We start from the raw sequence: 14,747 nt of genomic DNA, 5'->3' as shown, positions 1-14,747 counted from the left end.
TCTGTGAGGGACGAAGGCGTCGGCATAGGCTTGCGGCGGCCGGCTCAGGCCGAGGGCGAGGCCTCCAGTATGTGCACGTCCTGCGGCGTCCAGGCGATCGGCACCGCGTCGCCCACGGCGAGCGGCGCCTCGAAGAAGGCGGTCTCCGACACCTGCACGGAGAACTCGTCGACGCCCGGCGCGGCGAGGGCCACCTGCACCTTCTGGCCGTGATACTCGATGTTCTGCACGAGCCCGGTCAGCCCGCAGCCGGCCATGGCGCCGGCGCCGAGCCGCACCCGGTCGGTGCGCACGGCGATCTCCACCGGCGCGCCCGGCTCCAGCCCCGGCCCGGCGGGGGCACGGAAGGAGGCGCCGCCCGGCACTTCGAAGGTCACGGCATCGTCCGCCACATCGGTGACGCGGCCCGCCAGCACGTTGTGGTCGCCCATGAAGCGGGCGACGAAGGCGGTGGCCGGCCGGTTGAACACCTCGCGCGGGGTGGCCGCCTGCTCGATGCGCCCGCCATTCATCACCACCACCAGGTCGGAGAGCGCCATCGCTTCTTCCTGACTGTGGGTGACGTGGATGAAGGAGATGCCGAGCTGAAGCTGCAGCTTCTTCAGCTCCTGCCGCACCTTGATCTTGAGGAACGGGTCGAGCGCGGAGAGCGGCTCGTCGAGGAGGAGCGCCTGCGGATCGGTAATCAGCGCGCGGGCGAGCGCGACGCGCTGCTGCTGGCCGCCGGAAAGCTGTGCGGGGCGCCGCTCGGCCAGATGGTCGAGCTGCACCAGCTTGAGCATCTCCATCGCCTTCGCCCGGCGGCTCGCCTTCTCCTCGCCCTTCATCTTCAGCGAGAAGGCGACATTGTCGACGATGTCGAGATGGGGGAACAGGGCGTAGCTCTGGAACATCATCGCCGTGCCACGCCGGGCCGGCGGCAGGTCGGTGACGACCGTCGGGCCGAGGCGCACATCGCCTTCGGTGATGCTCTCATGGCCGGCGATCATGCGCAGCGTCGTGGTCTTGCCGCAGCCGGACGGGCCGAGCAGGCAGCAATAGGTGCCGGCCGGGATCTTCAGCGACACGGCATCGACCGCGAGGGCCGCGCCGTAGCGCTTGGTGACATGGATGAGCTCGATGTCGGCGCCCTTGGACATGTCGGCGGCACAGCTCCCCTGCTGCTGCGGATGCACGTCAAGGAACGCAAGCGATATGCCAGTCGAGCAATGGCGCGCACTCGCCGCCCAAGCCCGCGCCGGATACCGCCCGGCGCCGCGCCGTTTCCGCCCCCTTCGGCGAAGACGCCCATGAATTGGGCAGCTCCACCCTGCGTTGCCCAGATCGGGTACAATCCGGCGGAGGATTACATACAATCGTCGGCCTGACGACCGATCTGCCGCAGGGGCAACCAAGGAAGCATTGAGCCGGCCGCCCCGATGCCGCACTGTGCCACATCGACAAGGACCCGCAGAGGTCCCCGCGCGTTGCGCATCACGCGCTCCAGCGTATCACCATTGGGAGGTCACTTCATGTTCCGCACGCTTCTCGCCGCCGCCGCAGGGCCGCTCCTGGCTTCCGCGCTGGCGCTCGCGCCCGCCGCCGCGCAGGATTTCCCCACCCGGCCGGTCACGCTGGTCATCCCCTTCGCCGCCGGCGGCTCCACCGATCTGGTCGGCCGCCTCATCGCCGAGCGCATGAGCGCCGAGCTGGGTCAGCCCGTCGTCGTCGAGAACAAGGGCGGCGCGGGCGGCAATCTCGGTGCCGCGCAGGTCGCCAAGGCCACGCCGGACGGCTACACCATCCTCATGGGCACGGTCGCCACCCACGCGCTGAACCCGGCGCTCTACAAGAAGATGCCCTACGACCCGGTGACGAGCTTCGCCCCCGTCTCGCTGCTCGCCATCGTGCCGAACGTGCTGGTGGTCAATCCCGACTTCCCCGCCAAGACCACCGAGGAACTGATCGCCCTGCTCAAGAAGGAGCCGGGCAAGTATTCCTACGCCTCCTCCGGCAACGGCACGCCGCTGCATCTGTCGGGCGAGTTGTTCAAGTCGATGGCCGGCGTCGACATGCAGCACATTCCCTATCAGGGCGCCGGCCCGGCGCTGGTCGACGTCATCTCCGGCCAGGTGCCGATCATGTTCGACAACCTCCCGTCCTCCTCCGGCCACATCAAGAGCGGCAAGCTGCGGGCGCTGGGCGTGACCACCGCCAAGCGCGTGGCCTCCTTCCCGGACCTGCCGGCCATCGCCGAGGTGGTGCCGGGCTACGAGACCTATACGTGGAACGCCATCTTCGCCCCGGCCGGCACGCCGCCGGAGGTGGTGGCCAAGCTGAACGCCGCCGCCAACAAGGCGCTGACGGACCCGAAGGTGCTCGCGCGCTTCAACGACTTCAGCGCCACGCCGGTCGGCTCGACGCCGGAGGAGCTGGGCGAGCACGTGAAGAAGGAAATCGCCAAATGGGCGCCCATCGTGAAGGCGTCCGGCGCGCAGCTCGACTGAGCTGAACGGTCCTCCCGGCCGAGCACCGCGCGAGCCGGGATCGCCCTCGGCGACGTCACGCGATCCCGGATCGGCCTGCGGCCGTCCGGGATGGCGATGTATCAGGGGAACGCCGTCATCCCGCCCCCTGATCGGGCTTGCAGACATCCCGGGATCGCGGATCATGGCGAAGGTTCCGGGGGCCCCGCCATGCATCGCCTGTTCTTCGCCGCGGCGCTCGCCGTGCTTCTCGCCGTCTCCCCCGCCGCCGGGCAGGTCGTCTTCCCCACGCGGCCGGTGACGCTCGACATTCCCTTCCCCGCCGGCGGCTCGACCGATCTGGTCGGAAGGCTCGTCGCCGAGGGCATGGCCAAGGCGCTCGGCCAGCCGGTGGTGGTGGAAAATCGCGGCGGCGGCGGGGGCAGCCTCGGCACCGCGCATCTCGCCAAGCAGCCGCCGGACGGCTACGCGGTGATGATGGGCACGGTGTCGACCCACGCGCTCAACCCCGCGCTCTACCGCAACCTGCCCTACGATCCGGTCACGGGCTTCGCGCCGGTCTCGCTGCTGGTCATCGTCCCGAACGCGCTGGTGGTGCATCCCGGCTTTCCCGCCAATACGCTGGCGGAGTTCATCGCCGAGCTGAAGGCCAATCCCGGCAAATACAGCTACGCCTCGGCCGGCAACGGCACGCCGGGCCATCTCTCCGGCGAGCTGTTCAAGTCGATGGCCGGCGTGGACATGCAGCACATTCCCTATCAGGGCGCCGGGCCGGCGCTGGTCGACGTGATCTCCGGCCAGGTGCCGATCATGTTCGACAACCTGCCGACCGCCTCGGGCTATATCAGGAGCGGAAAGCTGAAGGCGCTGGGCGTGACGACGCTGACCCGCGCGCCCTCCTTCCCCGACCTGCCCGCCGTCGCCGAGACGCTGCCGGGCTACGAGACCTATAGCTGGAACGCGCTGTTCGCCCCGGCCGGAACGCCGCCGGCCATCGTCGACACGCTGAACGCCGCCGCGCTCAAGGCGCTGGCCGAGCCGAAGGTGCAGGCGCGCCTTGCCGATTTCAGCGCCGTCACCGTCGGCTCGACGCCGCAGGCGCTCGCCGAGCATGTGAAGCGCGAAGTCGCCAAATGGGCGCCGATCGTGAAGGCGTCCGGCGCGCGGCTGGATTGAACGGCGCGCCTCGTCCCTCAGAACACCGTGCCGTCGGCGTCGATGGCGATGGGGGGCGGGCCGGCGGGCGGGCGGCGCTCGGCGGCGATGCGGCGGCCCGCCGTCCAGGTGCCGCCCTGCAGCAGCTTGGCGAGCGGAAACTGCGAGGCATCGAGGCCGAGCCGCGCGCGCACCCGGTCGGCGAGGAGGTCCATCAGCGCGACGGTGAGCGCGCGCCACTCCACCACCAGCTCGGACGACACCGCCTGCTTCTGCGCGGGATCGACGGGCGCGCGCGGCACGATGGCGCCGAGATCGACCAGCAGCCCGCCATTGCGGTATTCCGGCAGCGCGGTGAGAGCGTCGAGATCGGTGACGGCAAGCCCGGCCGCCTCGAACGGCTCCAGCAGCGAATAGGTCAGCCACTGCGAGAGCTTGTGGAACGGTACGAGCTGGTCGGAGAGATCGGCGACGCGCACCGCCGGGTGCCGGCCGACATCGCCGAGCGAGACGCCCGCCACCTCCAGCCCGGACGGCCAGATCACCGACATGCCGTCGAGCAGCGCGCTCAGGATGCGCTCGGCCGGCAGCCGGCCGATCCGCGCCTGCGGCACCAGCGCGTCATAGAGCCCGCCCGGCCGCGCCGGCGCGCTGCCGAACAGGTCGGGACGCGCGGCCAGCGCCGCGCCGAGCCGGTTGAGCAACGCCACGCGGCCGGAGAGGCCAACCAGCGGGTTGGCGTCGGAGACCTGGAAATGCCGGGCGAGCGTGCCCGCATCGAGAGCGATCAGCGCGGCCGCGTCGGCGCGCAGCGGCTGCGCCGGATCGGACGAGAAGCCTCCCGCCTCGAACATGCGCAGGCTCGCCACCGCCAGCCCCTCGGAGCGGCCGAGGGTGAGGCCGGTCGCTTCCTCGTGGTAGCGCCAGGCATCGCCCGCCCCGGCGTCGAGCAGCACGCTCACCACGGCGAGATCGATCATCAGGCGGGCGAGGTCGTCCCGCCCGACCGCGCCGAGCCGCGCCTTCAGCGCGTCCCAGCGGGCGACCCCGCCGGCGTCGAAATGGCGCCAGCGGCTGTGATAGGGGATGTCGAGCGCGGGATAGTCCTGCCGCGTCACCTGCGCCACATAGTCCGCCACCGCGTCCAGCGCCGCCTCGTCGAGCGCGAAATGCGGCGACTTCCCCGCGCGCACATGGTCGAGCACCTGATGGCTGCGGGCGCGGACGGCGGCGGGCGAGCGCAGGGCGGCGAGTTCGGCGGCGAGTTCGGGCACGGTCATGTCGGGCAGCATCCTCGGTGAAAAAAGGCCTCTCCCCGGCGAAGAGAGACCAACCGTCATCCCCGGGCTTGACCCGGGGATCCACGACTTTGCAGCGCCGCGCCAGCACCAAGACGTGGATGGCCGGGTCAAGCCCGGCCATGACGGTGCTAAGGGGGCAAGAAGACCCTATTCCTTCAGCGCACGGCCCTGCGTCTCGTCGTACTGGCTGCGGAAGCCGACGCCGTAATAGCCGGCCGAGACCTTCGCCTCCATCTCGACGCGCGCATCCTGCGGGATCAGCTCGTCGGGGATCGGCACGCGCTCCACCACCTCGATGCCGGCCCGGGCCAGCGCGTTGAACTTCATGTCGCTCATCGAGGCGAAGCGGTCGATCTTGGCGATGCCGAGCCAGTGGAACACGTCCGGCATCAGCTCCTGGAAACGCATGTCCTGCACCCCGGCGACGCATTCGGTGCGCTTGAAATAGGTTTCGGGCAGGTCGCCGCCCTCCTGCCGCTTGCGGGCGTTGTAGACGAGGAACTTGGTCACCTCGCCGAGCGCGCGGCCTTCCTTGCGGTTGTAGACCACGAGGCCGACGCCGCCCTGCTGCGCCATCTCCACGCACATCTCGATGCCGTGGGCGAGATAGGGCCGGCAGGTGCAGATGTCGGAGGAGAACACGTCCGAGCCGTTGCACTCGTCATGCACGCGGCAGGCGAGCGGGGTCACGCCGTCGCCGATCTTGGCCACGTCGCCGAACATGTAGAGCGTCATGCCGCCGATGGGCGGCAGGAAGACCTTGAGGTCCCCGCGCGTCACCAGCTCCGGGAACATGCCGCCAGTGTGCTCGAACAGCGCCCGCCGCAGCGCGCCCTCGGAGACGCCGAAGCGCTCGGCGATGCCCGGCAGGTACCACACCGGATCGATCGCCGCCTTGGTGACGCGCACGTCGCCCCTGGAGGAGATGATGTCGCCGTCGATGCGCAGCCGGCCGGCGCGGATGGCGTCGCGGATTTCCGGCATGTCGATATGGGCGCGGGTGATGGCGATGCTCGGGCGCACGTCGAGCCCGGCGGCGATGGCGTCGGCGAACACCTGCCCGGCAATGTGGCCATAGGGGTCGAGCGAGACGATGCGCCTCGGGTCGCCCCATTGCGGGTGCGGGCCTATCGGATCGGACGGCGCGGTGTTGGTCAGGTCCGCCTTGAAGTCGGCCGGCAACGCGCCGGCCGCGATGGCGAGTGCGCGGTAGACCGAATAGCCGCCGGCATGGGCGCCGATGGCGTTGCGGCGCTGCGTATCGGTGAGGGTGGCGACCACCGGCCCGCGCTCGGCCGGGTTCGGCGCACCCCAGTTTAGCGCCGGAGCATCGGCATTTACGCCGGTCGACGCCCCGTGCGAGGTAAGGACGATATGGTTGCGGGAACGACCGCCTGCATTGGCATTGACGGACATGTCTGGCTCGCTTCTGCATCCGGCACCGTTGCCGGCGTGCTGCAAGCAACGGATGTGAGCGCGAATTCCCCCGCTCCGCAAGGGGGGCGGGCGGCGGGAAGCGAAATTTCGGACGGAATGGTCCATTTCTTGTATCGCAATTCGCGCTATCCTGCCCCGGAGGAGGGCGTCGGCCGTCGCCGCACGCCGCGCCACAGACCTGAGAGAGCCGCGACCATGAACGCGCCCACCGTCCCGACAGAGGCCGCCCCGACCGCCAACACCGTGGTGGTCGACCACCCGCTGATCCAGCACAAGCTCACCCTGATGCGCCGCTCGCGCACCCCGGCCAACGAGTTCCGCCAGCTCCTGCGCGAGATCAGCATGCTGCTCGCCTATGAGGTGACGCGCGACATGCCGACCGAACTGGTCGAGATAGACACCCCGCTGACGACGATGCAGGCGCCGATGCTGGCGGGCAAGAAGCTCTGCCTCGTCTCGGTGCTGCGCGCCGGCGGGGGCATCCTCGAAGGCATGCTGGACATCCTGCCGGCGGCGCGGGTCGGCCATATCGGCCTCTACCGCGATCCGGTCTCGCTGGCGGCGGTCGAATATTATCTCAAGCTGCCGCGCGACATCTCCGAGCGCACCGCCATCGTGCTCGACCCGATGCTGGCGACCGGCAATTCGGCGGCGGCGGCGGTGTCCGAGGTGAAGGCGGCGGGCTGCCAGTCGATCAAGTTCGTCTGCCTCATCGCCGCGCCGGAAGGGATCAAGGCGATGCAGGAAGCCCATCCCGACGTGCCGGTCTACACGGCGGCGGTCGACAGCCATCTGAACGACCACGGCTACATCGTGCCGGGCATCGGCGACGCTGGCGACCGCATCTTCGGCACCAAATAGCCGCGTGCCGGACGCCGCCGAAGTTTTCGGCGGCGATGCCCCGTGCTGCCGCATATCAGGGCTTCCCGTTCGCGCCGGCCCGCTCTAGTTTGGGGCAAATGTCCCTAGGGTTCCGGCGCCTGCGGCCTTGGCTGCGCGGCGCGTCTGGTCCGAGAGGGGCAGCCCGGCGGTCGCTCCCTGCGCCGGGTCCACGGCGGGACAAAAGCCCGGGAGGCTCGCGCGGCGGCGGTCGCGGCGCAGATCTTCCGGCGCGAACCGGGGTCTGCCGCAGCGCCGTCGAAGGACCCTTCGGCCCACTTAGGGGCCCATGGAGACACGGCATGCGTCACTTCCCCCAGCGTTCCACCCGCTTTGCGGGCCTCGTCCCCGCCCCCCGCCGCCTGCGCCGCCACCATCCCAATTTCGAGATCAAGGGGATGCAGGGCTGGAAGGCGCTGGAGGCCGAGGAAGGCCTCTCCGAGAATGGCTGGCGCAAGGAGCAGCAATGGGCGCTCGACATGGGCCTGCCCGGCGCCGATTCCATCAACGACAAGTCGATCCCGACCTTCGCGCGCGGCGAGCTGCCCCACTTCGCGGGCATCAACACCTTCCTCAAGGCGCCCTATGTCGAGAATGTGCGCGATGTCGGCAAATACGACGCCGCCGTGCTGGGCATTCCCTTCGACAGCGGCACCACCTACCGCCCCGGCACGCGCTTCGGGCCGCAGGGCATCCGCCGCATCTCCGCGCTCTACACGCCCTATAATTACGAGCTCGGCGTCGACCTGCGCGAGCAGATGACGCTGTGCGACGCCGGCGACGTGTTCACCATTCCGGCGAACCTCGAAAAGAGCTTCGACCAGATCTCGAAGGGCGTCAGCCACGTCTTCTCCTCCGGCGCGCTGCCGATCATGCTGGGCGGCGATCATTCCATCGGCTTTCCCTGCGTGCGCGGAATCGCCGAATGCACCTCCAAGCGCATCGGCATCATCCATTTCGACCGCCACATCGACATCCAGGAAAAGGATCTCGACGAGCGCATGCACACCACGCCCTGGTACTGGGCGACGAACCTGCCGAACGTCTCGCCCAAGAACCTCGTCCAGCTCGGCATCGGCGGCTGGCAGGTTCCGCGCTACGGCGTGCAGGAGGCGCGCAAGCGCGGCACCAACGTGCTGACCATCGACGACATCGAGAAGATCGGGCTGGAGAAGACCGCCGAGATCGCGCTGGAGCTCGCCTGGAAGGACGCCGACGCGGTCTACATCTCCTTCGACGTCGACAGCATCGACTGCGGCTTCGTGCCGGGCACCGGCTGGCCGGAGCCAGGCGGCTTCCTGCCGCGCGAGGCGCTGAAGATCCTCGGGTTGGTAGCCGCCGAAGGCCTGTGTGGGCTGGAAGTGGTCGAGGTCTCGCCGCCCTACGACACCTCCGACATCACGGCGCTGTTTGGCCTGCGCGTCGTCGTCGAGGCGCTCGGCTCCATGGTGGCGCACGGCAAGCTCGGCAGCCACAAGCACATCATCGACAAGCCGGTGAGCTACTGAGCCATTGTCGCAGGCATCTGTTGGTCGTCATGGCCGGGCTTGACCCGGCCATCCACGTCTTGGACCGGCCAGGGAAAAAGTGGATCCCCGGGTCAAGCCCGGGGATGACGACGGCGAAAATTGGAGGCACCGCGATGCACCGCGGCCACGACCATTCTCACGACCACGGCGCGGGCGGGCATTCGCATGGCCACGATGCCCCGCACGCGCATGCGCATTCCCATTCGCACGCTCATTCCCACGGCCATAATCACGGCCATTCGCCGCGCCCGGCGGCGCAGTGGCAGACCCCGCATCTGCCGCACGGGCCGGAGCCGGAGGAGCCCTCGCACGGCGAGCCCGATCTCGATCTCGTCGAGAAGGCCTTCGTCGAGGGCTTCGCTTCGGCGAGCGACCCGACCAGCTTCCTGCGCCTCGCCCGCATCCCCTTCGACGCGGCGACGGCCGAGGGCACAAGAGTCAGCCTGCTGCGGGTGGAGACCGGCGAGACCACCGATGTCGGCGCGGTGATGCCGCATCTGGGCGGCGGCAGCTTCCGCTACGACCCGCTGCCCGCCGCCATGGTCTCGCGTCGGCGCACGCTGCGCTTCGTCTATTTCGACGGCCGCGCCAGCCTGCCGATGACGCTGGCGCAGGTGCGCGCGCTCGCGCAGACGTGAGCGGCGGCTTTTTCCGATAGGCGCGCCCGATCGCCGCGTCGGGACTTTGCCGGGTTGATCGGAACCCCTCCAAAGTTCATGTTGCGCCCCAGTGCCCCACCCCGATGCGGATCCCCATCGCAGGTGGCGGCCACAGTCGGGATGCGCCATGGACTACGCACGTTTCTTCCAGGATGCCGTCGACACGCTCAGGAACGAGCGTCGCTACCGCACCTTCGCCGAAATCGAACGCGACACCGCGCGCTTCCCGCATGCCGTCTGGCACTCGCCGCAGGGCGAGCGCGACATCGTCATCTGGTGCTCGAACGACTATCTCGGCATGGGTTGCCATGCGAGCGTGGTCGAGGCGATGTGCGAGACCGCCCGTCAGGCCGGCGCCGGCGCGGGCGGCACGCGCAACATTTCCGGCAACAGCCACGCCATCGTCGCGCTGGAATCCGAACTCGCCGACCTGCACGGCAAGGACGCGGCGCTGGTCTTCACCTCGGGCTATGTGTCGAACCAGACCGGCATCGCCACGCTGGCGAGGCTTATCCCCGATTGCGTGATCCTCTCCGACGCGCTCAACCACAATTCGATGATCGAGGGCGTGCGGCAGGCCGGGCGGGACAAGAAGGTGTTCCGCCATAACGACCTCGCCCATCTCGAAGAGCTGCTGCGCGAGGCCGGCGACCGGCCCAAGCTGATCGTCTTCGAGAGCGTCTATTCCATGGACGGCGACGTCGCGCCCATCGGCGCCATCTGCGATCTTGCCGAGCGCTACGGCGCGATGACCTATCTCGACGAGGTGCACGCGGTCGGCATGTACGGCCCGCGCGGAGCCGGCGTTGCCGAGCGCGACGGGGTGATGCACCGCGTCGACGTGATCGAGGGCACGCTGGGCAAGGCGTTCGGCGTGGTCGGCGGCTACATCGCCGGCAAGCGCGCGGTGATGGACGCCGTGCGCTCCTATGCGCCCGGCTTCATCTTCACCACCGCCCTGCCGCCCGCCGTCGCGGCGGCGGCCGCCGCCTCGGTCCGCCATCTCAAGGCGTCCGCCGCCGAGCGTACCCGCCAGCAGGCGCAGGTCGCCAAGGTGAAGCGCGCGCTCGATCTCGCCGGCCTGCCGCAGATCGTGACGCAGACGCACATCGTGCCGGTCATGGTCGGCGACGCGGAAGCCTGCAAGGCGGCGAGCGACATGCTGCTCGCCGAGCACGGCATCTATATCCAGCCGATCAACTACCCCACCGTGCCGCGCGGCACCGAGCGGCTGCGCATTACGCCCGGCCCGTTCCACGACGACGCGCTGGTCGCCCAGCTCGCCGCCGCGCTCAGCGACGTGTGGAGCCGGCTCGGCCTGCCCTTCGTCACCCGCGCGCAGGCGGCGGAATAGGCGCCGCCCCTCAGTCCTTCGGCTCGGTGCGGTCGATCTCGACCCGCTCGGAGGGCACCGGCGCCCGGCCGAAGAACAGCCGCGCCAGCAGCGGGATCAGCAGCGCCAGCCCGAGGAAACGCATAATGTGGTGCGCCGCCACGAAGGCGGGGTCGATGCCGAGCACGAAGGCCATGATGGTCATCGCCTCCAGCGCGCCCGGCACATAGGCGATCAGCACCTTCGCCAGCGGCTCCCCGGACAGCCAGGCGCCCAGCGCCGCGAAGGCGAAGGACACCGCCGTGGCGATGGCCAGCGCCACCAGCGAATCGACGAGGAAGCGGCGCAGCGTGGCGAGCTTCGTGCCGGCGAAGCGGCTACCCGTATTGGCGCCCAGCACGACGAAGCCGACGATGAGCACGAGATCGGGCAGCCGCCCCTCGATGAGGCCGGCGCCGTGCACCACACCGCTCGCCAGCATGGATCCCACCATGGCGCCGCCGGGAAAGCGCGCCCGCTCGGCCAGAAACGCCCCGGCGATGCCGACGCCGACCGAGAGCAGGAAGGTCGTCAGGTCCGGCACCACGGGGTCCACCGGCAGCGTGCCGGCCGGCTGGTGGCCGAGCCCGCCCAGCGCCGCCGGCAGCAGCGCCACCAGCACGAAGAGCCGCAGCGACTGGCCGAACACCACACGCCGCGTGTCGGCGCCGGAACTCTCCGCCATCGCCAGCACGGTGGAAAGCGCGCCCGGCGTCGCGGCGAAGAAGGCGCTGCGCCGGTCCCAGCCCGCGACCTTTTCCAGATAGGCGACCACCGCGACCATCATCACCGGCACCGAGGCGACCAGCACCGCCATCGTCGTCGGCCATGTGGTGATGCCCCGCACCGTGTCCGGCGTGATGGTCGAGCCCATGGCGGTGCCGAGCAGGATGTAGACCCCGTGCCGCATGCGCGGCTCGATATCGATGGGCGCGCCGAGCAGGGCGGCGATCGCCGTCGCCACCAGCGATCCCGAGAGCCAGCCGGCCGGCATGGCCAGCCCGGCGAACAGCCCGCCGCCGGCAAAGGCGAGCGCGAGCGTGGCGGCATACCAGGCGATTCGCCGGCGCGAGGCAGCGAACTTGGTCAGGAAGGACGGCAGCGGCATGGGAAAGGAAGCATCGCAGGCAAGAGGCGGGGGCAAGAGGCGGGGACGACAGGCGGAGGCCGGGAGGCGGCAGAAGGCAGAGGCGGAGACGGCGTCGCTGGTGCCCGTGTCCGGTTGCGCGAAGCAAAGGTGGCGCGGGGTTTGCGCGGGATCAATGCGACGAATGCCGGCCCGGGTCAAACCATCTGCATGCATAGTTCAACCCTCATTCACGCAGAGCGGGCCGTGCCCCGCTACACCTCCTTCCCCACCGCGCCGCACTTCACGGCGGAGGTGGGCCGGGAGCAGCACGCGGCCTGGCTGGCCTCGCTGCCGCGCGAGGCGACGCTCTCGCTCTACCTGCACGTGCCCTTCTGCCCGGCGCTCTGCTTCTATTGCGGCTGCACCACCAAGGCGACGCGCCGGCACGAGCCGGTGGCGGCCTATGCCGAACGGCTGGAGCGCGAGATCGACCGGGTGGCCGCCGCCGTCGGCGGGCGCGCCGTCACCCATATCGCTTTCGGCGGCGGCACGCCGAGCCTGCTCGGCGCGGATGCGCTGCGCCGGATCGGCGGCCGGCTGGCGGAGGCGTTCAATCTCGACGCGCTCGCCGAATACGCCTTCGAGCTCGACCCGCGCGAGACCGATTCGGAGATCGCCGACGCGCTGGCCGCCATCGGCGTCGACCGGGTGAGCCTCGGCGTGCAGGATTTCAGCGCCCATGTGCAGCGCGCCATCGGCCGCGTGCAGCCCTTCGCCACGGTGGAGCGCGCCATGCGCCTGCTGCGCGAGGCCGGCATCTCCTCGATCAATCTCGACCTGATGTACGGCCTGCCGCACCAGAGCGAGCGCGACATGCGCCGCACCACGCGCCTCGCCGCCCTGCTCGCGCCCGAGCGGCTTGCCCTGTTCGGCTATGCCCATGTGCCGTGGATGCGCCCGAACCAGAAGATGATCGCCGAGGCCGGCCTGCCCGGTCCGGCCGAGCGGCTGGAGCAGTCCGAGGCGGCGCGGCAGGTGCTGCTGGCGAACGGCTATGTCGGGATCGGCCTCGACCATTTCGCCCGGCCCGATGACCCGCTGGCACAGGCTGCCGCCGCGCGCCGGCTCAGGCGCAATTTCCAGGGCTACACCGCCGACCGCGCCGACGTGCTGATCGGCATGGGCGCCTCGGCGATCAGCCGCTTCCCGCAGGGCTTCACCCAGAACGCGCCGGACATCGCCTCCTACCAGCGCGCCATCGACGCCGGCGGCTTCGCCAGCGTGCGCGGCATCGCCTTCACCGCCGACGACGTCAAGCGCGGCGCCTTCATCGAGCGGCTGATGTGCGACCTCGAGGTCGACTTGGACCCGCCGACGCTGGCCGACGCCGCGCCCCGGCTCGCCGACCTCGTGGCGGACGGGCTCTTGACCATAGAGGGCCGCCACGTCGCCATGACGCCGGTCGGCCGCCCCTTCGTGCGCCTCGCCGCCGCAGCGCTCGACCACCGTCTGCAAGCCGCGACGGCACGCCATTCGGCAGCGGTGTGAAGCGGGGTCCGGGGCCGCCGGGAAGGACGGATGCCCAAAAGAAAAGGCGCCCAGCGTGAGCGGGGCGCCAGTCTTGAGCCGCCATGTCCACGCGGGACGGGTGCCTCGGAGGGGATTGGTCGACCGACCACTCGGGACGTCACGTCACCCGGCATCGATGCCGGGCCTTCGCCTCAGGCGGCGCCGGCGAGCCGGCGCATGCTGCTGCGATCCTGAATGCGCACCTCGTCGGCGCGCTGCAGCACGACGAGGCCGCGCCGCTTGAGTTCGGAAAAGGCCCGGCTCACCGTCTCCAGCGTCAGGCCGAGAAAATCGGCGATTTCCTGCCGGGTCATGGCAAGGCGCAGCGTACCGCCCACCATGCCGTCCGGCATCAGGCGCAGCAGGAAGAAGGCGACCCGCTCCAGCGCCGACATGCGCCCGAGCACGAGAGCGTGCGAATGCATGACGCAGAGCTGCGCCTCGAAGCGCCGCAGCAGCCGGGCGGCCAGCGCGGGATCGCGTTCAAGCGCATTGCGCTCATGGGTGGTGATGGTGGCGGGGGTCAGCGTCTCGGCGGAGCAGGCATAGGCCTCGTCATGGGCGAGGCCGAACACGTCGCCGGGGCCGAGCAGCTCGACCACCTGGCGGCGCCCGTCGGGCAGCAGCTTGGTGAGCATCACGGCACCCTCGACCACTTCCATGATGCGTCGGGCGGGATCGCCCTCGTGCAGCACGGTGACGTGGGCGGCAACCCGCAGGTTCTGGACGTGGCTCTCGACAAAGGACGGCTGCCGCGTCGGGCTGCCGGTGCGTTCGTCAATGTTCTGGCGCATCTGTCGCTCCACCTCTTGAACCTGAGGCGACGTTAGTTCGCCCCCGCGCGCCGCGCAGTTCGGTGGGCTGCGTAAGTGTCTTTCCGGAAGCGGGCGGGGAAACGGTGATGCGGGAGAGCCGCGCGCCGGCGCGCGGCTTCTCGCGCGGCGGGCTCACCCCACCGGCAAAGCGCGGGTGATCGCCTCGACGTCGAGCGGCTTGCGCACCAGCCAGCTCGGCTTGAGGCCGCGCAGCTGGTGGTCGATGAAGCCCTGCGACTGGCCGGTGATGACCACCACGCGCGGCGGCGCGGCGAGGCCGAGCAGCCAGCGCACGAGCTGGGCGCCCGGTATGCCGGGCAGGCTGAGATCGACGATGACGGCATCCGCCGGCTCCGGCATGCCGGCCCTGAACAGGCTCTCGGCATCGGAATAGGAGATCACCTCGTGACCGAGATTTCGGAGGATCAGCGCGAGGGAATCGCTCACCCCGGCATCGTCCTCAACCACGTGAACGCGCACTGAATCTCTCCCGCCTT

The 14,747-nt window shown here is 70.0% G+C and carries 13 protein-coding genes and 1 riboswitch; of the genes, 7 read left to right on the top strand and 6 right to left on the bottom strand.

Going from position 1 to position 14,747, the window contains the following annotated elements; translation table 11 throughout:
• Positions 1-44 precede the first annotated feature (44 nt).
• Positions 45-1,139, bottom strand: a complete 1,095-nt coding sequence (locus MWN33_RS04700) for an ABC transporter ATP-binding protein (RefSeq protein WP_247199213.1) — start codon at positions 1,137-1,139, stop codon at positions 45-47.
• A 372-nt stretch (positions 1,140-1,511) separates the two neighbouring features.
• On the opposite strand from MWN33_RS04700, the gene MWN33_RS04695 reads away from it, so the two are divergent.
• Positions 1,512-2,486, top strand: a complete 975-nt coding sequence (locus tag MWN33_RS04695) for a Bug family tripartite tricarboxylate transporter substrate binding protein (protein WP_247199211.1) — start codon at positions 1,512-1,514, stop codon at positions 2,484-2,486.
• 189 nt (positions 2,487-2,675) lie between these two features.
• Positions 2,676-3,641 carry a Bug family tripartite tricarboxylate transporter substrate binding protein gene (locus MWN33_RS04690; RefSeq protein WP_247199209.1) on the top strand — a complete coding sequence of 322 codons (966 nt, stop codon included), beginning with the start codon at positions 2,676-2,678 and terminating at the stop codon, positions 3,639-3,641.
• Positions 3,642-3,658: 17 nt separating this feature from the next.
• Here MWN33_RS04690 and MWN33_RS04685 read toward each other — a convergent pair whose 3' ends face one another.
• On the bottom strand, positions 3,659-4,900 hold the full coding sequence (locus MWN33_RS04685; RefSeq protein WP_247199207.1) for a URC4/urg3 family protein: 1,242 nt from the start codon (positions 4,898-4,900) through the stop codon (positions 3,659-3,661).
• Between the two features lie 168 nt (positions 4,901-5,068).
• Entirely contained in the window at positions 5,069-6,337 is a 1,269-nt protein-coding gene (locus MWN33_RS04680) for a GTP cyclohydrolase II (RefSeq protein WP_247199205.1), read from the bottom strand.
• 216 nt (positions 6,338-6,553) lie between these two features.
• Between MWN33_RS04680 and upp the strand changes: the two genes are divergently transcribed.
• The 4 genes from upp to hemA all read left to right on the top strand — a co-directional run bounded on the left by upp (position 6,554) and on the right by hemA (position 10,779).
• Positions 6,554-7,219, top strand: coding sequence for a uracil phosphoribosyltransferase (gene upp, locus MWN33_RS04675; protein ID WP_247199203.1), 666 nt, complete (start codon positions 6,554-6,556; stop codon positions 7,217-7,219).
• A 93-nt stretch (positions 7,220-7,312) separates the two neighbouring features.
• A riboswitch (guanidine-I (ykkC/yxkD leader) is annotated at positions 7,313-7,434 on the top strand.
• Positions 7,435-7,539: 105 nt separating this feature from the next.
• On the top strand, positions 7,540-8,745 hold the full coding sequence (locus MWN33_RS04670) for an agmatinase family protein (protein WP_247199201.1): 1,206 nt from the start codon (positions 7,540-7,542) through the stop codon (positions 8,743-8,745).
• Between the two features lie 134 nt (positions 8,746-8,879).
• Positions 8,880-9,404 carry a hypothetical protein gene (locus MWN33_RS04665; RefSeq protein WP_247199199.1) on the top strand — a complete coding sequence of 175 codons (525 nt, stop codon included), beginning with the start codon at positions 8,880-8,882 and terminating at the stop codon, positions 9,402-9,404.
• Positions 9,405-9,552: 148 nt separating this feature from the next.
• Positions 9,553-10,779, top strand: coding sequence for a 5-aminolevulinate synthase (gene hemA, locus MWN33_RS04660; RefSeq protein WP_247199197.1), 1,227 nt, complete (start codon positions 9,553-9,555; stop codon positions 10,777-10,779).
• A 10-nt stretch (positions 10,780-10,789) separates the two neighbouring features.
• On the opposite strand, the gene MWN33_RS04655 is transcribed toward hemA, so the two are convergent.
• Positions 10,790-11,905, bottom strand: coding sequence for an AbrB family transcriptional regulator (locus tag MWN33_RS04655; RefSeq protein WP_247199196.1), 1,116 nt, complete (start codon positions 11,903-11,905; stop codon positions 10,790-10,792).
• A 189-nt stretch (positions 11,906-12,094) separates the two neighbouring features.
• Between MWN33_RS04655 and hemN the strand changes: the two genes are divergently transcribed.
• Positions 12,095-13,414: an oxygen-independent coproporphyrinogen III oxidase gene (gene hemN, locus MWN33_RS04650; RefSeq protein ID WP_247199194.1), complete on the top strand. Its 1,320-nt coding sequence runs from the start codon at positions 12,095-12,097 to the stop codon at positions 13,412-13,414.
• A gap of 173 nt (positions 13,415-13,587) precedes the next feature.
• Here the strand turns inward: hemN and MWN33_RS04645 are convergent, their stop codons facing one another.
• The gene (locus tag MWN33_RS04645; RefSeq protein WP_247199193.1) at positions 13,588-14,229 is read right to left on the bottom strand and encodes a Crp/Fnr family transcriptional regulator; all 642 of its coding nucleotides are present in this window, start codon (positions 14,227-14,229) and stop codon (positions 13,588-13,590) included.
• Positions 14,230-14,382: 153 nt separating this feature from the next.
• Positions 14,383-14,718, bottom strand: coding sequence for a response regulator (locus MWN33_RS04640; RefSeq protein WP_343312681.1), 336 nt, complete (start codon positions 14,716-14,718; stop codon positions 14,383-14,385).
• Positions 14,719-14,747: the final 29 nt, after the last annotated feature.

This window comes from Ancylobacter koreensis (assembly GCF_023016525.1).
GTDB classification, from domain to species: Bacteria; Pseudomonadota; Alphaproteobacteria; order Rhizobiales; family Xanthobacteraceae; genus Ancylobacter; species Ancylobacter koreensis.
The sequence above is the reverse complement of the archived record's forward strand: the minus strand, read 5'-3'. Positions and strand labels throughout refer to the sequence as shown.